At 42.6% G+C, this 20,952-nt stretch carries 18 protein-coding genes; 2 read left to right on the top strand and 16 right to left on the bottom strand.

Going from position 1 to position 20,952, the window contains the following annotated elements; genetic code table 11:
* Positions 1-43: 43 nt before the first annotated feature.
* Both D7D50_RS06145 and D7D50_RS06140 read right to left on the bottom strand, forming a co-directional pair.
* Positions 44-2,761 carry an FtsX-like permease family protein gene (locus D7D50_RS06145; RefSeq protein ID WP_120701741.1) on the bottom strand — a complete coding sequence of 906 codons (2,718 nt, stop codon included), beginning with the start codon at positions 2,759-2,761 and terminating at the stop codon, positions 44-46.
* 11 nt (positions 2,762-2,772) lie between these two features.
* Positions 2,773-3,474 (bottom strand): ABC transporter ATP-binding protein, encoded by a 702-nt coding sequence (locus tag D7D50_RS06140; RefSeq protein ID WP_023023941.1) that lies wholly within the window; start codon positions 3,472-3,474, stop codon positions 2,773-2,775.
* A 546-nt stretch (positions 3,475-4,020) separates the two neighbouring features.
* Between D7D50_RS06140 and D7D50_RS06135 the strand changes: the two genes are divergently transcribed.
* On the top strand, positions 4,021-4,581 hold the full coding sequence (locus tag D7D50_RS06135; protein ID WP_023023946.1) for a TetR/AcrR family transcriptional regulator: 561 nt from the start codon (positions 4,021-4,023) through the stop codon (positions 4,579-4,581).
* Between the two features lie 323 nt (positions 4,582-4,904).
* Positions 4,905-7,106 (top strand): cell surface ecto-5'-nucleotidase Nt5e, encoded by a 2,202-nt coding sequence (nt5e, locus tag D7D50_RS06130; RefSeq protein WP_120701740.1) that lies wholly within the window; start codon positions 4,905-4,907, stop codon positions 7,104-7,106.
* A gap of 70 nt (positions 7,107-7,176) precedes the next feature.
* Here nt5e and D7D50_RS06125 read toward each other — a convergent pair whose 3' ends face one another.
* The 14 genes from D7D50_RS06125 to era all read right to left on the bottom strand — a co-directional run bounded on the left by D7D50_RS06125 (position 7,177) and on the right by era (position 20,936).
* The gene (locus D7D50_RS06125) at positions 7,177-8,007 is read right to left on the bottom strand and encodes a PrsW family glutamic-type intramembrane protease (RefSeq protein WP_023023951.1); all 831 of its coding nucleotides are present in this window, start codon (positions 8,005-8,007) and stop codon (positions 7,177-7,179) included.
* Positions 8,000-9,661: a C69 family dipeptidase gene (locus D7D50_RS06120; protein WP_120701739.1), complete on the bottom strand. Its 1,662-nt coding sequence runs from the start codon at positions 9,659-9,661 to the stop codon at positions 8,000-8,002. Before D7D50_RS06120 ends, D7D50_RS06125 begins: the two co-directional genes overlap by 8 nt.
* A gap of 213 nt (positions 9,662-9,874) precedes the next feature.
* A complete protein-coding gene (locus tag D7D50_RS06115) occupies positions 9,875-10,570 on the bottom strand; it encodes an LrgB family protein (protein WP_120702337.1) in 696 nt (231 codons plus the stop codon).
* Entirely contained in the window at positions 10,570-10,941 is a 372-nt protein-coding gene (locus D7D50_RS06110) for a CidA/LrgA family protein (RefSeq protein ID WP_120701738.1), read from the bottom strand. The genes D7D50_RS06115 and D7D50_RS06110 overlap by 1 nt, the downstream gene beginning before the upstream one ends.
* A 131-nt stretch (positions 10,942-11,072) precedes the next feature.
* Positions 11,073-11,933, bottom strand: a complete 861-nt coding sequence (gene tehB, locus D7D50_RS06105) for an SAM-dependent methyltransferase TehB (protein WP_117744514.1) — start codon at positions 11,931-11,933, stop codon at positions 11,073-11,075.
* A 159-nt stretch (positions 11,934-12,092) separates the two neighbouring features.
* A complete protein-coding gene (locus D7D50_RS06100) occupies positions 12,093-13,838 on the bottom strand; it encodes a C69 family dipeptidase (RefSeq protein WP_120701737.1) in 1,746 nt (581 codons plus the stop codon).
* Between the two features lie 182 nt (positions 13,839-14,020).
* Positions 14,021-14,488 carry an SsrA-binding protein SmpB gene (gene smpB / locus D7D50_RS06095; RefSeq protein WP_023023962.1) on the bottom strand — a complete coding sequence of 156 codons (468 nt, stop codon included), beginning with the start codon at positions 14,486-14,488 and terminating at the stop codon, positions 14,021-14,023.
* Positions 14,451-16,811: a ribonuclease R gene (gene rnr / locus D7D50_RS06090; RefSeq protein ID WP_120701736.1), complete on the bottom strand. Its 2,361-nt coding sequence runs from the start codon at positions 16,809-16,811 to the stop codon at positions 14,451-14,453. The genes smpB and rnr overlap by 38 nt, the downstream gene beginning before the upstream one ends.
* Before the next feature lie 126 nt (positions 16,812-16,937).
* Positions 16,938-17,171 (bottom strand): preprotein translocase subunit SecG, encoded by a 234-nt coding sequence (gene secG, locus D7D50_RS06085; protein ID WP_006595869.1) that lies wholly within the window; start codon positions 17,169-17,171, stop codon positions 16,938-16,940.
* 43 nt (positions 17,172-17,214) lie between these two features.
* Positions 17,215-17,364, bottom strand: a complete 150-nt coding sequence (gene rpmG, locus D7D50_RS06080; protein ID WP_081453577.1) for a 50S ribosomal protein L33 — start codon at positions 17,362-17,364, stop codon at positions 17,215-17,217.
* Positions 17,354-18,553 (bottom strand): multidrug efflux MFS transporter, encoded by a 1,200-nt coding sequence (locus tag D7D50_RS06075; protein WP_227877771.1) that lies wholly within the window; start codon positions 18,551-18,553, stop codon positions 17,354-17,356. The genes rpmG and D7D50_RS06075 overlap by 11 nt, the downstream gene beginning before the upstream one ends.
* A gap of 16 nt (positions 18,554-18,569) precedes the next feature.
* Entirely contained in the window at positions 18,570-19,166 is a 597-nt protein-coding gene (gene coaE / locus D7D50_RS06070; protein WP_120701735.1) for a dephospho-CoA kinase, read from the bottom strand.
* Positions 19,167-19,991 (bottom strand): DNA-formamidopyrimidine glycosylase, encoded by an 825-nt coding sequence (gene mutM, locus D7D50_RS06065; protein ID WP_120701734.1) that lies wholly within the window; start codon positions 19,989-19,991, stop codon positions 19,167-19,169.
* Positions 19,992-20,036: 45 nt separating this feature from the next.
* Complete coding sequence (gene era / locus D7D50_RS06060; protein ID WP_016465947.1) at positions 20,037-20,936, bottom strand: GTPase Era; 900 nt, start codon at positions 20,934-20,936, stop codon at positions 20,037-20,039.
* Positions 20,937-20,952 lie beyond the last annotated feature (16 nt).

The raw sequence follows: 20,952 nt of genomic DNA, 5'->3' as shown, positions 1-20,952 counted from the left end.
CAAAGCTATTAAAAACTTCCACCCTAGGGTAGAAGTTTATTTTCTATTCAACAGATTTCAAAGCCTCCAGCATGTCTACCTTGCGTAGATGGTGATTGACCAAGATTCCTAAGCTAGCTAGGATCAGAATGACACCAACAATAGGATAAAGATAGACACCAAGAGCTACTCGTGGATAAAAGAGAATGGCATCTGGGGCTATCATGGCAATCAAGAAGCGATGGAGATAATAGCCTCCTACCAAGCCCAATCCTATCCCAACAAGAGATAAAAGGATGGTTTCTCGATAAATATAAAGTGTGACTTCTTGATGATGAAAACCTAATACCTTTATGGTTGATAACTCACGGATTCGTTCTGCAACATTGATATTGGTTAAATTGTATAAAATAACAATCGCCAGCAAAATAGATACTAGAACTAAAATCATCATGGTCTTATTCAATGATTGGGCTACGGAATGAAAGAGAGAAATCAAGGAAGTGTTTTGCGTGACAGCAAGCACGGCTCCATCTTCCATCATGTCCCGACTGACCTTCTGGACCGACTGATGCGAAGGTGACTGTAATCGGACCAAATAGGCATTCTTCTTAGCCTTTTTTCCATAGATTTTCTGATAGTTTGCTTGATTCATATAGACGAAATGGCCTACATAATTTTCAGTAATCGCAGCCACCCTAATCTTATGGCCATCTATCCGTAAGTCATCCCCAACTCCCACCTTAGCTAATTGCGCTAATTTACTACTAATCACCGCCCCATTGGATAGGTCGAGTCCTCCCTCTTCTGAGCGGAGACTGATAAAAGGTTCCAAGCTGTTTTTTGATGATACCATTAATGTAACTGTTTGCTTTCCAAGTCCGGATGGATAAGAAGCCTCCAGTCGTTTTGTAAAAATGGCTTCTGTTTCTTTTATATCTGCCTGCTTCAAGCGCTTCTTCAAGGATTGTTCCTCTTCGTCTGTCAGACTGGATTTGATCGAGAGAATCATATCGTATTTAAGGATTTCCCCAAACTGACGTTGGGGCACTCCACCGACAGATGATTGAATTCCCAGACCCGCAAAGAGAAGGGCTACCGAACCAGCAACACCAAAGATGGTCATAATCATCCGCTGTTTGTAACGAAAAATATTTCTAACGGTCACCTTTTGGGTGAAACTTAGACGTTTCCATAAAAAATGAAAGCGTTCGAGCAAAATACTGGATCCAGAAACTGGTGGCTTGGGGAGTAGGAGCAGACTGGCCTCTTCCTTCAATTCTCTTCTAGCAACCAGATAAGCTGGAAAGACACTTGAAAGGAGAGAAAGTCCTAGGGCTAATAAACTATAGGACCCATAAAAATACTGTTGGCTTGGTCCTACGACCATCCCCTGAGTGATAATTTGCGAAATGGTCCCTGATAAAACATAATGACCGAGAAGAGTTCCGATGCCGGTCCCAATAGTTCCAGCAACAAAGCCATACAAGAGGAATTTTGCCAAGATATCTTTCGTTCGATAGCCCAAGGCTTTGAACAAGCCAGCATGGCTCCGTTCTTCATCAACAAAACGAGTCATGGTCGTAAAGGTGACCATGGCAGCGACTGCGTAGAGCACCACAGGAAATAGATTGCCTACCTCGGAGATACTGGCACTGGCATTACTATACATGAGGTAACCCTGTCCGCCTGGAATGGTTTTTCGATCGTAAACATGATAGTTTGGTAGAGCTAGATTCTCTAATTCTTCCTTTGTCTTTTCCAGGTCCTTTTGTTTAGTTGCTAGTTCTGATTCACCCGTCTGTATGTTGACCAATTCCTGATCTAGTTGCTTTTGGGCTTCTGCCAACTCGCGTCGTCTCGCTTCTAATTCTTCTTTGGGAAAGAGTGTAGACAGTTGATTCAGTTTATTGGATTGCTCCGTCAATTGTGTCTGTGCTTGACCTGCCTTTTCGCGTGCGTCTGCTAACTGTTTGTTGGCAGCATCAAGTTCTTCTTGGCCTTTTTGGATCTTTTGTTTCCCATCAGCCTGAAGTTTTCGATAGCGCTCCTGTCCATTTCCAGCTAGGAGTTTTTCCAACTCCTTTTGATGGGAGGCCAGACGATCTTGGTAGCTAGTTGAGAATGGGTTTAGCCCCCTCAAATCATCAAACCGAATCCGAGCAAGGCTATAAACAGGACTAGTAAAGGCTCCTTTTGAGAGGACCCCATAAGCATCTAAGGAACCACTTCCACTCGTAGCTTGTCCCAAGTCTTTTTCGGACCACATCTCAGCAGACTTTACAAAGCCAACAATTCGATAATTTTTTGACTTTAGAACAGATGGACTTCCTGCCTTTGCATGGATACTTATCTGATCCCCAATCTGGTAACGATCTTTCCAAAATGCTGCTAGAGCGACCTCATCTTGTTTCTGCGGAAGTCGCCCTGAAGTCAGCTGAAAGCGCGAGATGGTTTCTGGAGTGGAAAAGAGTCGAATAGCCATGTCCTTTCCATCTATTGTCACATCCGTCAGGTAGGAAAATTCCAAGCGAGCCCCAGTCAAGCCTCTCAGTTCCTCTTGATCAGTCTTGTCCAAACCAAAATCCCCCATTACTGCTAGGTCCAACATCTCTTGTTGGTCAATAAAGCGTTGGGCAGTCCGATGCATATTTGGGGTCGTTACTTTTAAACCGACGAGGGCTAAGGTTCCTAGCATCATCAGTGTTAAAATGGATAAAAAGCGCCCTTTGGAACTAGTAAAAGAATGGAATAAATCTTTCCAATATACTTTTCGCTTCATGACTAGCCCCCCTAATACTCTAGGTTTTCGATATCTAACGGAGATTTATGGATGGTCACGGTTTTTACTTGGGCATCATGCATCTGAATGACGCGATCTGCTATTGGTGCTAAGGAAGCATTATGGGTGACGATGATCACTGTTGCTCCTTTCTTACGAGACATGTCCTGAAGAATTTTTAAAACCTGTTTGCCGGTTTGGTAATCCAAAGCCCCTGTTGGTTCATCACAAAGGAGAATCTTAGGATTCTTTGCCACTGCGCGTGCAATAGCCACCCGTTGTTGTTCCCCACCAGATAACTGGGCTGGGAAGTTGTTCATTCGCTCTCCCAATCCAACCTCTCGCAAGACTTGTTCAGGATCTAGGGCGTCAGAAACAATTTCAGATGCTAGCTCAACATTTTCCTTGGCCGTCAAATTGGGAATGAGATTATAAAACTGAAAAACAAAGCCAACATCATTTCTGCGATAATCCGTTCGTTGGTGTGATGAGAAACTTGAGATGGCTTTCCCATCCACCAGAACCTCTCCTTCATCATTGGTATCCATGCCTCCCAAAATATTGAGAAGGGTTGATTTTCCTGCGCCTGATGCTCCCAAAATGATGACCAATTCGCCTTTCTCAATTTCAAAAGTAACATCTTTATTGGCAATGATGTGAGTCTCACCTGTTTGATAGCACTTGTAACTATGTTTCATCTCAATATAAGCCATATTTCTTCTCCCACTTAAACACAAGTTCCTATCTTTATTATAGTCCTTTTTCACGGGAAGACCAAGGATAATCAATCTATGAAAACGACTAAAATTCCTGGAATGAACAAGCTCTTGACAATTATAAACTTATGGAGAAATCTGGACTATAAACTAATACTTTTCTATGCAAAAATAGACAATGAATAGGCTTGATCTTATCTAGTTCAAGAGAGAGAATTCTCCAAGCATCATCTGACCTCCTTTTCTTAGTTTGTGATATAATAACAAATATATTCGAATTATTTAATTGGTTTAGATAACTGATATTTCAAGTTTTTTCTTGTTTTTTTATATAATAGCCCCTTTGAAAGTAGAGCTGGGAAAAAATGTTATAATCCTGCCAAAGTGGCTTTCACAGTATAAGAACAAGACCCGATTTTAAGCTATTTAGACTTATAGAATGATACTAAAATTTTATTCTGTTGAGGAATAAATTTGATTTCTGTATAATATGATGATTAGTGAACAATAATTTATACCAAACTACATGATAAAGGAGGAACTATGACCCGAAAAAAGAGAAAAACGAATTCTAAAAATGCTATCCGAAGTGCCCTATCACGCCTACTTCTTGAACAATCACTTGAGAGTCTTACCATTAGCCAATTAACAAAAGAAGCCGGCATTAATCGAGGGACATTCTATCTCCATTATGTAGACAAACAAGATATGTTCAACCAGCTAAAATCTGAACTATTAGGCGAGTTGGGAGAACTATTCGCTACAAGCACTGTCAATCGAGCAAATTTTCTTGCCTCCCTTCAATATATTCAAGATAATTATGATTTTATTTACGCCTTGATGCAGATGGATTACCAAGAGTTTCAGTTTCTAATGAAAAATTTCACCCTGCAACTTCTTGACGATACTCCACACGCCAAAGACCATTTGGTAAATAAATTCCAAGTTCCTTATAAGTATGCTGTTGAAATCTTTGCAGCTACGATTGAAGCAGTGATCACGAAATGGTTGTCAACTGGAGCAAAAGAAGAGCCGATCGAAATCGCAACTGTCGTATTAAGTGTTACTGACTTTACCACTTGGAACCAACCTATAACTGAATAAGAAAATGGAAAGTGGGACAGAAATCGATAATTCGTTAGAATTCGATTTCGTCGTCCCACCTCCGCACAGTTGAGTAGAGCTGTAAAAGCTGATGAAATCAGCGTAGTAGAGCCCACTCAACCACTGCGTCTTGCTCGACAATCCAAAGACAATTAAGAGGCTAGGACTTTTGTCCCACTCTCTTTTTTATTGCTAAGGCCAACTAGATGAAACACCAAAGCTCGCACAAGAATTATTTACCCAAGCATCAGAAATCGTTTTCTTTTTCTTCTATTTTTAGCTATAATATTTAGTACGGAATAAAATAGAAAAGAGGACCGTTTATGAAAAAGAAGAAACTTCTTTTACCGATCTTATTGCTTGCTCCTGCCTTCCTAGCTTCTCAGGTAGCTGCAGATGAGCAAACAGCTCCTGAAACTAGCCTTGAAGCAGCTCCTGCTTCAACAAATGCTACGGATGCTGCGACTCCTGCTTCAACAGAAGCCAGTACTGCTACTTCCGAAGGTGCTACAGAGAGTTCAGCTGAGTTGCCTGAAGCAAATATCCTACATACCAACGATGTTCATGGTCGGATCGTCGAAGAAAAGGGTGTGATTGGAGATGCTAAATTAGCCGCCGTCATCGATGAAGAACGGGCGAAAAATCCATCTACATTGGTCGTAGATGCTGGGGATGCCTTCCAAGGACTCCCGATTTCAAATAGTTCGAAAGGGGAAGAACGGGCGAAAATTTTGAACGAAATTGGCTACGATGCTATGGCAGTCGGAAACCATGAGTTCGATTTTGGTTTGGATGAGGCTAAGAAATACAAAGAAATCTTAAACTTTCCACTTCTCAGCTCCAACACCTACATCAACGGTGCTCGCTTATTTGAAGCTTCAACCATTGTCGATAAAGATAAGAATGTAGTTGGGGATGAGTTTGTCGTTATCGGTGTAACAACTCCTGAAACAGCTACTAAAACCCACCCTAAGAATGTCCAAGGTGTCACCTTCACGGATCCTATATCAGAAGTAAACAAGGTCATTGATGAAATTGAAGCACGTGCTACTGCTGAGGGCAAGACTTACAAAAACTATGTTGTCCTTGCTCACTTGGGGGTAGATACTACTACACCAGTCGAATGGCGAGGATCTACCTTAGCTGAAGAACTTTCAAAAAATCCAAAACTGAAAGGTAAACGCGTCACCGTCATTGATGGACATTCCCATACGGTTCAATCAACCACTTATGGAGAAAACGTAACCTATAACCAAACCGGTAGCTACCTGAACAATATCGGCAAAATCACCTATCAAGCCAACCAATTGCTTGGAAATCCTCAACAAATTTCAGCTGCTTCAACAAAAAATGTAGTACCAAATGCAAAAGTAGCTGCCATGGTCCAAAAGATCAAGGAACAATACGATGCCGAGAATGCAAAAATTGTTCGTGACAATAGTCCTGTAGAACTAAATGGTCAACGGGAAAATGTCCGTGTCCGCGAGACCAACCTTGGAAATGTCGTAGCGGATGCCCTCTACGAATATGGTCAAACCGGATTTAGTCATAAGACTAACCTCGCTGTAACTAACGGTGGAGGCTTGCGCGAAACCATTGCCAAAGATAAGCCAATCACTAAAGGAAGCGTCATTGCTGTTCTCCCATTTGGGAATACCATTTCTCAAATTAAAGTAACCGGTCAGAATATTGCTGATATGTTTACGAAATCTCTTGGATCTATTTTACAAGAAAAAGATGGCAAAACAGTTCTTGATGAAAACGGTCAACCCCTCCTTGAACCAAGCGGAGGCTTCCTCCAAGTTTCTGGAGCAAAAGTTTATTACGATACTACCCTACCAGCTGAAAAACGCGTCCTCTATGTCGAAATTAAAAATCCAGAAACCGGTCAATATGAACCTCTCAACCTTGCTAAAGACTACTACTTGACTACCAATGACTTCTTAGCAGCAGGTGGGGATGGTTACACCATGTTAGGAGGAGCTCGTGAGGAAGGTCCTTCCATGGACGTTGCCTTTGCAGATTACCTTGCTAAGGCAGATCTCACAGCTTATGCAGTGATTAATCCAAATTCTCGTACAATCTCTCTTTCTGCTAGCAAAGATTCAGATGGAGATGGTGTGGCAGATATTGAAGAAATCAAACAGGGAACAGATCCTGCCAATCCAAAGTCCTACCCAGGAAGTAATGACCAACCAGTTATCCCATCTACCGGTAAAAATGAGCAACCAACTAATCCATCTACCGGTAAAAAGGATCAAACATATATTCCAGCTCTAGTTGGTACGAATTCTCCTAATCAACTAACTCACCAAATAAAGAATACTTTACCATCTGCTAAGGATGATAAACAGGTCGATGCCAGCAACTATCACTTGTCAGTGACAGTCGCTAAAACATTCACAGCAGGCTCTGCTACCCTGCCAGAAACAGGAACAACTGACTCTCCTGCTACCTATATGCTCGCTCTGTTGACATCCGTCTTAGCCTTCTTTGGTCTAAAGAAAAAAGAAGAAAGCAAATAGAATCTAGAAAAAAAGCTTAGAAACAAAAGTTTCTAAGCTTTTTAATGTATGATAGCTACTGAATCTTTCCTTAGTTTTTCTTTAAAAGGGCTAGATTCGGTTTTTTATAAGCAAAGAGAACCACCTCAATAAAGGTTCCAACTTGGAAGGCAAAGAGCAAGCCTACCAAAATATTGATCCGATGATCTGTTTCATAGAATGGGGAGTTCCATAAGAAGTGATTCGCCACCGTGGAAACCACACACCAGAGACCAAAGAGCTTTTCTTTTTGTTTGGTGCTCTGAGATAAGATGAGAAAGGCTCCAACAGAGACAACAGCCGTGTAGACTGCATGAGATGCTAAGCCACCAGAAATACGGTTCACCGCCTCCGTTACTGCTGAGAGGTCTCCAGATCGTGTTTGACGCGCCACATAACCAAGATCTTCAATGATTTGGAATCCAAGACCAGATCCAAAACCGGCGATTAAAATCGATTTCAAATCTTTACGACCCAAAATCAAGAGAATCCAGAAGGCCACTAGAGCTTTAAAAAATTCTTCAGCAAATGGGGCTGTCAAAGCATCTGTCCATTTATTAAAGGTACTAACATCCTGAATGAGATGACTATTAAAATGGTCAATTAGGCTGTTCCCTGAAAAACTGAGCCAGCCAGCAACAAAAGCACCGCCAAACATGGTAGCCCACAAAACAAGCAGGGGAACCTCAAATCTTTTTGCAAGTCCTTTAATAAAGAGATAAAGAGGAACGACAATCACTCCTAAAACGAGCAGGTTTAAAACCAAATCTCTCCCTGCTACTTGGCTAAACTCTTGTTGAGAGAGAAAACCTAGCTCAAACTCCATACCAATCCCTGCTAAGACCAGAAATAGGAAGAGCAATATTCGTTGAAACTTATTCATCCTTCTTACCTCCCTTTGCTTTCTTTGTTTTGATGAAGAAAACTCCTACACCGATCACTGTCACAAGGGCTAGGCCAATCGTGATGATGAAGTCATAGTCAAATGGTACCAAATTGATCTCTTCTTCTTGGTTTGCATCTTCTTCATCCGTTAAATCGTCAATGGCGCCTTGTCCATATTGAGCAATCACTTTTTCTTCTGCTTCTTGACGAATTTCTTGTAGACGATCAAAGGTCTTTTGCGCACGAGCCATGCTCGTTTCTGTCGCTTTTAGACTCGCCTGCTCTGGCTGTGAAGCGAGGGCAATTTGTTCTTGGTCACTGATTTCTTGCTCAGCCATCCATTGAGATTCTAAGCGTTCCATTTCGGTACGGATTGCTCCATCTCCAAATAAATCAGGATATTTAGCAACTAAATCATTGATCCGAGACATAGTCCAATACCAAGATTGGGGATTATAGGCTGTTCCTAATTCTTGATAAGCTTGATAAGTATTGGTGATGTTTCCATAGTATGGAAGATATGGGGCATTTCGTGGGCTTCCCATCGCTAACCACATGGTTCCCCCACCAGCACTATCAGGAACATTGTCCTTTAGTTGGAAAATATGGGCTTCCATAACATTCGGATTCGAAATCGGGTATTTATAGACTTCATCAAACTTCCCTTTTTCTGGGATCCCTTTTCCATCTAACTCCATTTGATCTTGTGGTTTGAAGTCTGTTCCTTCTAAGCGATTGCGTTGGAGATTCATCGCATCTCGTAGCGTCAATTTCCGATCCGTTGTATGCATCAAGTCAAAATAGTCGTCATCATAGTTCACATCTGCATCTGGATCCAGTGATTTAATACCAGACCAAACACGAGAACGGTCCGCCTCATGCAAAGGGGGATTGTAGGATTGAGATACATGGAATTGGCCATCGATTTCTTTATAGGATCCTGCATCACGGGCAACTTTTTCAACATCCTTGGAGGCAATCGTCCGTTCTGTATTTGTAAAATCTACATGTCCTAAGAAGAAGGTATTTGGGAAGACAGCATAGCGATCTTCTGGGAAGAGAATCGCTACATACTGGTGACCAGAAAGAATCTCCATGTACCAGATTCCTTCCTTGTCCGCAATCGTCACAATATTACCTTCTGCCGCCCCTTTTTCTTCCACAATTTTTGCAATTAGCTCGACTCCTTCACGAGCCGTTTTTACACTCGGAAGAACAACACTAGTGAGAGCAGACTCAGCCAAGCCGTCTTTTACATAAGGATCGACCTTTTGAATCTTGTCATTTGCAGAAGCTGAGACAGTCGCTGAAATGGACACTCCATGCTCATTAAAACCAGCTTCATCAAATACACCCTGTTCTGGTGTCACATCTGGGACAGCTGTATATTTATAACTTACTTCAGGGAGCTCATACTTAAAGCCATTGGTGGCATCTTCAAAGACATCCCCTTTCTTGTTATAAGTTCGTTCTCGCACCACAAAGTTCTTATTGTGGTTCGGTTCTAAGTCCTCTGTACGTCCGTACAAAGCATTCCCATCTGCTGTTAATTTTTTTCCGATGATAAAACCTGTACAGGCCTCTACCGGTTGGGCAAAGAGGAAGAGAGCAGTGATCAAGCCCAAGGCTGATCGAGCATATCGTTTCTTCATATTGAACTCCTTTAACTAAATATTAACCGTATAACCTCTTTTAGTATACCTTTTGATCCAAGGTTTGGCAAGCGCTTACAACTACTGTAACCAATTAGTAATCTATCTGAAAATTATTTGATTTTCAAATTATCATATCCCTCTCTATCTACCTGTACAATAAAAAAAACTTGGAACTTCTTCCAAGCTTTTTTCTGAACACTATCATCCTTTTTAGGAAAGAATAAGGCTCGCCACAAGGGGACTTACAAAGACGTAGAAAACACCTGTTATCCCAATTGCTAAACCTCCCATAGCCCCGGCTACTTGACCATACTGAAAGGCTGTACCAGTACCAACCGCATGGCCTGTGCCCCCAAGAGCCAAACCAATGGCAACAGGATCCTCTACTTTTAGGAATTTAAGAATAGTCGGTCCTATGACACTGGTTAGAACCCCTGTTGCTACAACGACAACCAAGGTAAACGTAGTAATCCCCTGCATTTTCTCAGTAATCCCCACTGCCATGGCTGTTGTCACAGACTTAGGAAAGAGGGAAATAGCTAGAAAGTACTTCATCCCATAAATCTTAGCCAAGACAGCTGTGAAAACTGTGTTAACCACTACTGCTAAAAAACTACTAAGAAGAATACTCTTGGCATGGTGCTTCATCAAATGGAAACTCTTATACAATGGAATACCTAAGACAACCGTTGAGGGGACAATCAAATTGCTGAGGTAAGTCCCCCCAATATTATAGGCCTTATAGGAAATCCCTGTCAGTTTCAAGAAGGCGATGACCAACACCGTAGCAACTAAGAGAGGAGTCGTGATGGGATGAGGGAAGCGACGAAAAATCATCATCCCAATTAGATAGGCAAAGATGGATAAAGATATCCCAAAGAGAGGATTTGACCATAAATTTTCCATCATTTTTCCCCTCCTTCATAATTACCCTCATATCTGGTCTTGATAAATCCAACAACAAGCGCAATGAGACTAATATTGATGATGATAGCTCCCAGAATAATCAACACGATTGGAAATAAATAAGGCTGGATGACATCAAACTTATCCATAATCCCAACCGCTGGAGGTAAAAATAAAATGGTCATATTGGCTAATAGAAAAGACCCTACCAGGTTCACATGACGGAGGCGGAGCCATTTTAATTGCAAACAAAGAAATAGAATCAATAAGCCAATCATACTACCAGGAACTGGTAAATGAAATAATGTCGATATTCCCTCCCCGACTAAAGAGATGGTAAAGATAATCATCAGTTGAACATAGAGCTTCACATGTTTTACCTCAATATTGTTAAAAGATACACTACCAGTCTACTCCTTTTCTGTAAAAAATCAAGTGTTCTCAGAAAGTTTTCAAAAAAGACAAGGTGCCTCCTCAAAGGGAACCTTGTCTAGCTAATTATTTATTTTTTCTTTGCCAACATAGTCGCAAAGCGTAAGGCAATCCGATTGCCATGCTCATCTCGTCTATGAAGATGACCTGGATTCTCATTGTATTTAATAAGTTCCCAATCTTTGTAGTAGTCTGCAAGTTCGCCTTCTTTAAAAGTAAAGGAGAAAGGAACCTGGCAAGGATAGTCCTCTGTATCCATGGCACAAACAATCAAGTTATAGCCACCAGGATTGGTCTGGTCTTGCATATTTTGGATAATAGCTGGAATGCGATCTGCTTGTAAGAACATGAGGACTACCGTTGAAACAATCAAGTCATAGGTTTGCGTCAGGGCTGCTGAGTTAATATCATAGAGTCCCACCGTCATTTCCAAATCTTCTTGTTCCACAATACTTTGTAGGATTTCCAGAGCCAATTCATTTTGATCGACCGCCGTCACTTCAAAGCCCTGTTGGGCTAAAAATAGGGCATTGCGTCCTTGCCCACATCCCAAGTCCAGGGCCTTCCCTGGAGAAAGGGACTCCATAGCTTCTAGTACTTCTGAATGGACGGGGTTGCTATTATATTTTTTTGGGAAATAATCTTTGGGCTCACAGTAGAATTCTAAAAACCATTCCACATCATCTGTAAGGGCCTCTACACGGTGCCAAGCTTGCGGTTGTGCCATAGGATTATCCGCACCTGCTTCAAAAACATGGCTGGCTACTTCTTCCCCATCTTCTGTCAGCTCGACAAACTTCAACTTTCCTTTGAGGACGGTAATCTTTCCCCAGGTTCCTATCTTGGTATTGTGCTTTCTTTGGACTGCTTCTGGCATGGTATCCTTAGTCCACAAAGGCATCCGCTTATAGGCAATCAATTTTTTAGGCATCCGTTTCTTCTCCTTCTTTCTATCTATTCCTATCATACAAAAATTGCAAGCAAATAACAATAAAAAGAGTGGAATTGCAAGCTTCCTTTGTGAAGACTTCTATTCCACTCTCTAAGAATCCATTTGAGACAGGAGGCTTATCTATCAGTCTCTATCTTCTTATTCTTCATTTTCATTCTTTTTTGATTTTTTAAAGTAGAAACCTGCCAAGCCAAATCCTGCAAGAGCTAAAACTCCTAAGATGGCGGATAAACTGCTATTTGAATCACTTGCCTTCGTAGAAGACTGACTAGAAGCTGTTTCTTCCTTCTTATCTGTTTCTTTTGCTGATGCTTTTTCAGCTTCAGCTGCTGCTACCAGATTGGCCTTGTTATAGCCGTCATAAACAAAGTCTGCTTCCAAACCTTTTTCCGTACGAATCTTATCTTCCATCTCGCTTTCAACTTGCTTGATTTGTTTGAAGATGGTTTCCGCACGTTTGAGAGAATCACTTGTTACTTCGTCTGCAGTAGCTTTCGCTTGATCATCAGTGAGTCCACTGTATTTTTGATCCAAAGCTGCTTGTTCCTTAATCCAACCTTTTTCCAATTCTTTCCACTTCTCTTGGATGCTGTTGCCAAAGAGGTCTGGGTATTTCATGACCATTTGGTCAATATGCCAAACAGCCCAGTACCAAGAAGTTGGATCGTACTTAGCAGAACGAACCTTGAATGGTGCATAGGTATCATTGACAATACCATAGAATGGCACATAAGGGGTGTTCCGGCTTTGAGCGAGCCCCAACCAAACGACACCACCAAATGGAGTTGGCAAGTCCTTCTTAATTTGGTAAACGTGGGCGTTGATGACGTTTTCATTTCCAAGAGCATACTTATACTTATTGGTATCTACTTCTTTACCTGGTTCCACCAAGTCATCTGGAGTATATTGTTTGAGGTGTTCGAAACGGTTCCGTTGTTCAGCGAAAACATCCTCTAGACTATACTTCTTAGAAGGATCCGTTGGTTTGCGCAAGAGGTCAAAGTGCTTATCATCATATTTGACATCCGCTTTCGGATCCATCAAGGTAATCCCTGCATAGGTCCGTGAGCGGTTGCGTTCGGTATATTCATCTGGACCATAAGAGTCTGCGATATGGAAGTTCCCATCTTTATCAGTCTTGTAGTGGTCTGCTTTTTTAGCAACTGCTTCCACATCTTTCGAAGCAATGACATTGTCCTTGTCCTTGAAATCCACATTTCCTAGATAGTAGGTATTGGCAAAGATGGCATAGCGGTCTTGAGGGAATTTAATGGCTACATATTGGTGTCCAGATAGGATTTCCATGTACCAGAGTTCATTTTTATCTGCTACAACAATAATGTTTCCTTCGGCAGATCCTTTTTCATCAAGTACCTTGGCAACCAATTCAATTCCTTCACGAGCTGTTTTGGCACGTGGAAGAACCAAGTCTACCATAGCAGCCTCAGCCAATCCATTTTTCACAAGTGGGTCTGCTTCCAAAATTTTATCGTGTGGGGTTGCAGATACTGTAGAAGTCATGGAAACACCAGCTTCATTAAAGCCGTGTGCTCCAAAGTTCCCGTTGGAACCATCTCCATGTGCCGCATCATAAGTTGCGGTATATTTCATTTCATGACTCAAGTGCGGATAAGCAAAGCCGTTGGATTCATCCTCCAACATATCCCCATCCTTATAGTCCTTGGCAGGTACCACTTCGTAAGTTTTATTGTGGCGACCACCATCGGGAGCATAAGGATAGTCTTCAGTCCGCCCGAAGAGCATGGAACCATCTGTCGTTAGCTCCTTCCCAACAATGATGGCTGAGCAAGCCTGAGCAACTTGAACGGGAATCAAGGCAAAGGCCATGAAAGCAATCATTAGTTTGACCAGTAGTTTTCTCATAGTCGATCTCCTTTATGACTACAAAAGAGGCTAGAAAAAATTTTCAAGCCGACGAAAAACAACTATACCAACGCTACCTTCAGTATACCCTTATCCAGATAGAAATGCAAGCGGTTTCAAAAAAGATCATTAAAAATAGGAACAGTTTTAAGCCTTTGCTTCAGCTGTTCCTATTTCTTGTTTTAACGTGTATTGTATTGTTTCATCACACGAGCAATATCGCGATTTTGTTCCCGCCGTTTGATGGATTCACGTTTGTCATAATCGTGCTTCCCTTTTGCTAAGCCCAGCAAGAGCTTGGCATAGCCGTCTTTAATGTAGACTTTAAGTGGGACCAGCGTCATCCCTGTTCCTTTGGTTTCTTGCTCTAATTTCTGGATTTGTTTTTTATGAAGAAGAAGTTTGCGACGGCGCTCTGGATCTTGGTTCCAGATATTGCCTTCTTCATAAGGAGCGATATGAACATTGCTCAACCAAACTTCCCCATTTTTCACTTGGGCAAACCCATCTTTCAAATTGATACGAGCTGCTCGCACACTTTTTATTTCAGTTCCTGTCAGAACCATTCCTGCTTCTAGCGTGTCTACAATTGTATAGTCATGGTGCGCCTTTTTATTTTGTGCGACGACCTTTCCCTCGCCCTTTGCCATGCTTGACTCCTTTCTTTGCTACTTCTTTGTAAAAAGGTTTCTTACTCTTTTTCTTCTTGTCTTTTGGAGAATGCTTGCGCTTGTTATCTCTAAAGCCTCCTTGCTTTCGCTCTCCTTCTTTCTTGGAAGGACGGCGTTTAGAAGATGGACCTCCTTCCTTACGCCCAGAAGCTTTATGGCCTTTTTCAATCAGATCCAGCTCACTTGGGATATAAGAAAAATCGATTTCTCCAGTCATCTTATCCGCTCTTTCAACCCTAATTCGGATCTCTTGACCAACTCGGAAGGTCACGCCTGATTTTTCCCCTCGCAAGGTCAAATCACGCTCATTAAAATGATAAAAACCAGGTAAGGTGGTGATGTGGATCAAACCTTCTACAGTATTTGGAAGTTCAACAAAGAGTCCAAACTTGACGACACTGGATACCAGAGCATCGTACTCTTCGCCAACATAGTCCTCCATATACTCTGCCTTCTTCATGGCTTCTACTTCTCGCTCCGCATCAATAGCGCGGCGTTCCCGACTAGAGGATTGGCTAGCGATATCTGGAATAACCTGTTCAAAATGACTAGCCACTTCAGAATCTTTTCCATACTCTCGCACCATACGGTGGACTAATAAGTCTGGATACCGGCGAATCGGACTGGTAAAGTGAGTATAGAACTCCGCAGCTAGCCCATAGTGACCATGGTTGTGCTCGGAATAGCGCGCCTGCTGCATGGAACGAAGCAACATCATGGACAAGACATCAGCATAAGGTTCCCCTTCTACCTTCTTCATGATATCCTGCAAGGTTTCCTGACTCATCGAACTAGCTGTCCCATAAATAGGTATGCCAAAGCTAGAGGCATAATCGATAAACTTTTGCACCTTCTCTGCTTTAGGTTCTTCGTGAACCCGGTAAATGAAGGGAAGTTTTCGTTTGGCAAAATGCTCAGCTACTGTCTCATTGGCAATTAGCATAAAGGATTCAATCATCCTTTCTGCAATTCCCCGTTGACGCAAGACGATGTCGACCGGTTTTCCTTGAGGATTGACCAGGATTTTAGCTTCACTGGTATCAAAGTTAAGGGCTCCCCGCTTTTCCCGCATTCCTTCTAAGATCTGATGAAGGCCAACCATAGCTTCAATACTTGGAACAATAGCTTGGTATTCCTCACGCTTCTCTTGGTCTCCTGCAATGATCTCATTGACATCACTATAGGTCATCCGGAAGGTCGTTTTAATAACTGTTTGGGTAATCTGGTAACGAAGGACCCGACCACGCTCGTCAATCTCCATAATGGCTGATTGGGTCAAGCGATCCACTTGAGGATTTAGGGAACAAATCCCATTGGAAAGTCGCTCTGGTAACATAGGAACGACTCGGTCTGTCACATAGACTGAGGTGGCGCGATTGAGGGCTTCCTTGTCTAGGGCAGAACCTTCAGTCACATAATATGAGACATCTGCAATGTGAACTCCAAGTTCATAGTTTCCGCCTTCCAAGCGTTTAATGTGAACCGCATCATCCAAGTCCTTGGCATCGGCACCATCAATGGTAAAGATGATTTCATCTCGAAGGTCCAAACGTCCCTCCATATCTTTCTCACTAGGCTTGTCTGGAATGCTTTCTGCTTCTTTGAGGACTGCTTCTGGAAATTCTGAGACGATATCCATGGACTCTAGGACTTCCAAGACATCGATTCCAGGATCTGTGACATGCCCAACCACATCTTGAACAGTGGCCACAAAGTAGTTGTGTTTGCGACTCGGATACTGCTCAATGGCAACCTTGAGAACTTCCGTCCCCTCCAATTGCAGGGCTGGCTTTTTCACGTAGATCCGTTGGCTAATCTTTTGATTCTTTGAAACGATGTAGCCTGCATACTTGGGCTTTTCTTCATCCAAAACAATCTGGCCGACAACTGTTTGGAGACTATGCTCCAAGACATCTATGATTTTCCCCTCTGCCGCTGTCCCCTTTTGCCGATCGGCTACCTTGGTGATCACAACCTCAACTGTATCCCCATCAATGGCGTGGTTGACATCATTTCGTCCAATAAAGAGATCCTCTTCTTCCCCCTCTAAGCTGACAAAACCAAAGCCACTCTTATGAGCATGAAAAATCCCTTTCACAGTAATAGTCCCTTTTGGTTTAGCATCAAGGAGACTTAAAAAGCCATTTTCTTCAAAGGTTAGTTGACGACGTCGCTCCATTAGCGAAATGGTCTTAATCAGTTCACGAAAACCTTTGGCATCTGTACTCCCAATGGCTTGTGCCAATTGATCAACCTGAGCTTTTCCCTCCTGTTTTAAATAATCAATAATTTTACTTTTCATATCTTGCGCTGGATAGCCAGCCTCCTTTATTTTCTTTCTTTTAGAGAGTTTTCTTTACAAGTGACAATCTCCCCATCAAACGACTCATAGATGAAAAAATAGGCAAAGACAATGTCTAAGCCTATCTTATTTACTGGATAATACCATTAAAATCATCGCAATGAGTAACCAAAGGAAAATCATTACTCCTGTTAGTCGTTGCATCACTGCTTCGAATCCACGAGCTTTTGAACGTTCAAACAAATCATTTGAACTTGCATCGAATACGTTGCTAGATTGATTTTTAGTTGGTTGCATGAAGATAGCGATAATAATTAATACAGATAGTACCAATAAAATAGTAATCAACGGTTTAGTCATAATTAAAAAACTCCTTAAAATCTTACCTATTTTACCATAAAAATCATTTCGTTTCAAGATGTAATGTCACTTTTCTCTCTTTGGGACAATACTTCAAAACTTCAATTTTTTCCGGGTGGGTCTTCATATTTTTGCTTGTCAAATAATTCTGACTGCCACAACTCGTGCAGGTTAGTTGTACTTTAATGCGCACTGATTTCTCTCACTTTCAAATACTTTCTAAAGATGAATAAAAGGAAGGCTAAATCTGTAAAAGCTAGAATAGCAGTCCCATAGAATACCCAATGGTAATTGACATGCATGGCGATACTAGAGCCCATCACGGGACCAAGAACTCCCCCTACATAAAAGAAGAGTTGATTGTAACTAAAAATCCGAGAGATCCCTTCTTTGGGAGTCATACGGTTTAAGAGGGCGGTCACACCTGGCATCAAGGCCCCTGTTCCAATACCAAATAAGAATCGAAAAATACCTAATTGAAAAGGGGTCTGCGCAAGGGCGCAGAAGATATAGAGGATCCCACTATAGAGAAGGGCCAAGAGCAAAAGGCGGTGATTGCCAATTCTATCTCCTAGCTTACCCATCCAACCAGAGGTAAGAATACTGGAAATCCCCATCGCTGATACAATCAAGCCGGAGACAAAGATAATATTGTTACTCTGGCCTAACTCCCGCACATACAAAGGAAGAATGGGAGAAATGGACTGGCCAATCATCTGGATGGTCATACTGGTCAAAAAGAGACCTAGTAAAATGTCCTTATGCTGGATAGAAGCCAGTAAAGTCCAGCTTGAAATGTGCTCCTCCTTTGAAATTTGTTGGTAGTCTTCCTCAATGCCCCACCAGGTCAAAACAGAGACGAGAAAGAGGAAAAAACCAACGAGGAGAAAGACATTACGCATTCCAAATTGCTCTGCAATCAATCCCCCCAACAGGGGTCCCATCAAGGTACCTGCAATGGTTCCTGTCGATAAGGTCCCTAAAGCATACCCAGATTGATTCTTTGGCACCTGACTAGCAATGAGAGCCGTGCTGTTAGGAACAAAGCCTGAAAAGACACCATTTAATAAGCGTAGGAGCAATAACCAAAAGACGGAGGGGACAAAAGCGATTCCTCCCATGGTCAAGGTCATGGCAATCGAGGCTCTCAGCATCATGGGTTTACGACCATAGCGGTCTGCCAAACTCCCCCAGATTGGGGCCATCAGGGCAGATGTCAAGGAGGAGGAGGCAACAGCAATCCCTGCATAAAAAGGAACGGCCGGACCTCTCACTCCCAACTCCTCCACAAATAGGGCCATAAAGGGGACCACTAATGAAAGACTGGCCCCTACAAAAAAACAACCAATCCAGGCAATCAAAAGATTTCTACGCCATTTTATTTCCTGTGAAATAGGATCATCTTCTTTCTATTTGTTCTAAAGCCCTATCGATTTGCTGATAGAGGTGATCTCGCTTGCTATTGTTATCAATCACGAGATCCACAAGAGCTTTTTTCTCCTCCAGAGACATCTGGGCCGCCAAACGATCGCGCACCTGGTCCTCTGTCAAAGCATTTCTTTCCATCAAACGTTCTAACTGAGTATGCTCCGTCACATAGACCAGCCAGACTTTGTCAAACCAGTCCAGATATCCCTGCTCGATTAACAAGGGGATATCCATGAAAAAGAGGTCTTCTGTTTCTGCCAGTCGATCCCGTTCTCGCGCCAAGGCTTTGCGAATCATTTCGCCTTGTACCTGGTTGGACCAGGCGATCTCATTCTGGCTTGAAAAAATGCGTTCAGCCAGGGCAGGACGATTCAAATCTCCAGTATCTAGGAGTATTTCTGTCCCAAAATGCTCTACCAAAGCTTGATAGAGCTCTCCACCTTGTGCCTGTAAGTCATGGACCACACGATCAGCATCAATGACAGCATAGCCTTTTTCTCTCAAATAGGAGGTCACAGTCGACTTACCAGAGGCAATCCCTCCTGTTAATCCAATAATCTTTCCCATTTACTTTACCTTTTGACAATGGGGACAAAAATGAGTCCCCCGTCCTCCAAGTTGGATTTTCTCGATTGGAGAGCCACAACGACTACAAGGCTGACCCGTTTTCCCATAGACTTGGTGTTCTTCCTGCATAGTGCCATCTTCTCCGAAGGCATTGCTGTAGGAGCGAATGGTGGAGCCTCCCTTTTCGACAGCCTGAGCTAATACGGCAATTGTTTCTTTGCGAACGGCTCTGGCTTCTGTAGCAGTCAAACTTTGCCCCAAACGGGCTGGATGAACCTTGGCTCGATAGAGCACCTCGTCCACATAGATATTGCCCAGACCAGCCACCAATTTTTGATCCAAAAGGGCTGATTTAATGGGTTTCTTTGATTTTTTCAGAGCTGCTTGGAAGGCGGGCCCTTTAAATTCCGCTTCTGTCGGCTCTGGACCAATTTTTTTATTCACAAAATAGCTGTCTACAAGCTCAGGCACTAGGACTTCCATGGTCCCAAACTTGCGGACATCTTCATAGACCAGGGTGCTACCATCTGTAAAATGAAAGAAGACATGGGCGTGCTTGCGAAGAGGAACTTCATCTGGATAAAAGAAATACTTGCCTTCCATCCGCAAATGCGAGATGAGGACCAGATCCGTCAGATAAAACAAGAGATATTTCCCACGGCGCCCCATGGCCCGAATTTCTTGACCTGGGAGATCTTGACAAAAAGCATCTAGATCCGTATGAATCATCTTAGAATACTTTACTTCCACTGACTGAATGGTTTTTCCAAGAATTAATTTCTCAAGACCGCGTCGGACAGTCTCTACTTCTGGTAATTCAGGCATAGAACTCCTTTCAAAAACAAGAAGCAGGCTTCTGCCCACCTCTTCTTAATATTCTTTTTCGTTGTATCCGAAATCAGCAAGATCCAATTTCTTATCCCGCCAATTTTTCTTGACCTTGACCCAGGTTTCTAGGAAGACCTTGTCCCCTAGCATGAGCTCGATATCCTTACGCGCAAGGGTTCCAATCTTCTTGAGCATGGCACCGCCTTTTCCGATGACAATGCCTTTTTGGCTATCGCGCTCGACCATGATGGTTGCTCGGATATGGACCTTATCTGTCTCTTCATCCCGCTTCATAGAATCCACCACTACGGCAACAGAGTGAGGAATTTCTTCCCGCGTTAAATGCAAAACCTTCTCACGGATCATTTCAGAGACCAAGAAACGCTCTGGATGGTCAGTAATCTGATCCGCAGGGAAATATTGGAAACCTTCTTCTAAGTTTTCGCTCAAAATATCAATCAAATGCGAAACATTGTTTCCTTGAAGGGCTGAAATCGGCACAATTTCCTTGAAGTCCATCTGACTACGGAAGTCATCGATTTGCGCCAAGAGTTGGTCAGGGTGCACCTTGTCGATCTTGTTGACCACCAGAATAACCGGCACCTTAGCAGCCTTGAGGCGTTCGATGATCATGTCATCGCCCTTCCCACGCGGTTCATCTGCTGGCACCATAAAGAGAACCGTATCGACTTCCCGAAGGGTACTATAGGCAGACTCTACCATAAAGTCTCCAAGGGCTGTCTTAGGTTTATGAATCCCCGGCGTATCGATAAAGACGATCTGTTCCTTATCGGTCGTGTAGATTCCCATAATCTTGTTGCGCGTTGTCTGCGCCTTATCACTCATGATGGCAATTTTTTGCCCCATGACGTGGTTCAAAAAAGTTGACTTCCCAACATTGGGACGTCCTAAAATAGCTACAAATCCTGATTTAAATGTCATAGTTTCCTTTCATGAG

Source organism: Streptococcus koreensis, from assembly GCF_003627135.1.
In the GTDB taxonomy this organism is placed as follows: Bacteria; Bacillota; Bacilli; order Lactobacillales; family Streptococcaceae; genus Streptococcus; species Streptococcus ilei.
This window is presented reverse-complemented; position numbering and strand designations above follow the sequence as displayed.

What these genes read in the sequence shown, in the direction of transcription:
- tehB (WP_117744514.1), bottom strand. Translation starts at nt 11,933, where the DNA reads ATGCCTAAAAAATTGATTGCCTATAAGCGGATGCCTTTGTGGACTAAG.
- smpB (WP_023023962.1), bottom strand. Translation starts at nt 14,488, where the DNA reads ATGGCAAAGGGCGAGGGAAAGGTCGTCGCACAAAATAAAAAGGCGCAC.
- nt5e (WP_120701740.1), top strand. Translation starts at nt 4,905, where the DNA reads ATGAAAAAGAAGAAACTTCTTTTACCGATCTTATTGCTTGCTCCTGCC.
- coaE (WP_120701735.1), bottom strand. Translation starts at nt 19,166, where the DNA reads ATGGGAAAGATTATTGGATTAACAGGAGGGATTGCCTCTGGTAAGTCG.
- rnr (WP_120701736.1), bottom strand. Translation starts at nt 16,811, where the DNA reads ATGAAAAGTAAAATTATTGATTATTTAAAACAGGAGGGAAAAGCTCAG.
- era (WP_016465947.1), bottom strand. Translation starts at nt 20,936, where the DNA reads ATGACATTTAAATCAGGATTTGTAGCTATTTTAGGACGTCCCAATGTT.
- mutM (WP_120701734.1), bottom strand. Translation starts at nt 19,991, where the DNA reads ATGCCTGAATTACCAGAAGTAGAGACTGTCCGACGCGGTCTTGAGAAA.
- D7D50_RS06100 (WP_120701737.1), bottom strand. Translation starts at nt 13,838, where the DNA reads ATGAGAAAACTACTGGTCAAACTAATGATTGCTTTCATGGCCTTTGCC.
- D7D50_RS06135 (WP_023023946.1), top strand. Translation starts at nt 4,021, where the DNA reads ATGACCCGAAAAAAGAGAAAAACGAATTCTAAAAATGCTATCCGAAGT.
- D7D50_RS06145 (WP_120701741.1), bottom strand. Translation starts at nt 2,761, where the DNA reads ATGAAGCGAAAAGTATATTGGAAAGATTTATTCCATTCTTTTACTAGT.
- D7D50_RS06120 (WP_120701739.1), bottom strand. Translation starts at nt 9,661, where the DNA reads ATGAAGAAACGATATGCTCGATCAGCCTTGGGCTTGATCACTGCTCTC.
- D7D50_RS06140 (WP_023023941.1), bottom strand. Translation starts at nt 3,474, where the DNA reads ATGGCTTATATTGAGATGAAACATAGTTACAAGTGCTATCAAACAGGT.
- D7D50_RS06125 (WP_023023951.1), bottom strand. Translation starts at nt 8,007, where the DNA reads ATGAATAAGTTTCAACGAATATTGCTCTTCCTATTTCTGGTCTTAGCA.
- D7D50_RS06115 (WP_120702337.1), bottom strand. Translation starts at nt 10,570, where the DNA reads ATGGAAAATTTATGGTCAAATCCTCTCTTTGGGATATCTTTATCCATC.
- secG (WP_006595869.1), bottom strand. Translation starts at nt 17,171, where the DNA reads ATGACTAAACCGTTGATTACTATTTTATTGGTACTATCTGTATTAATT.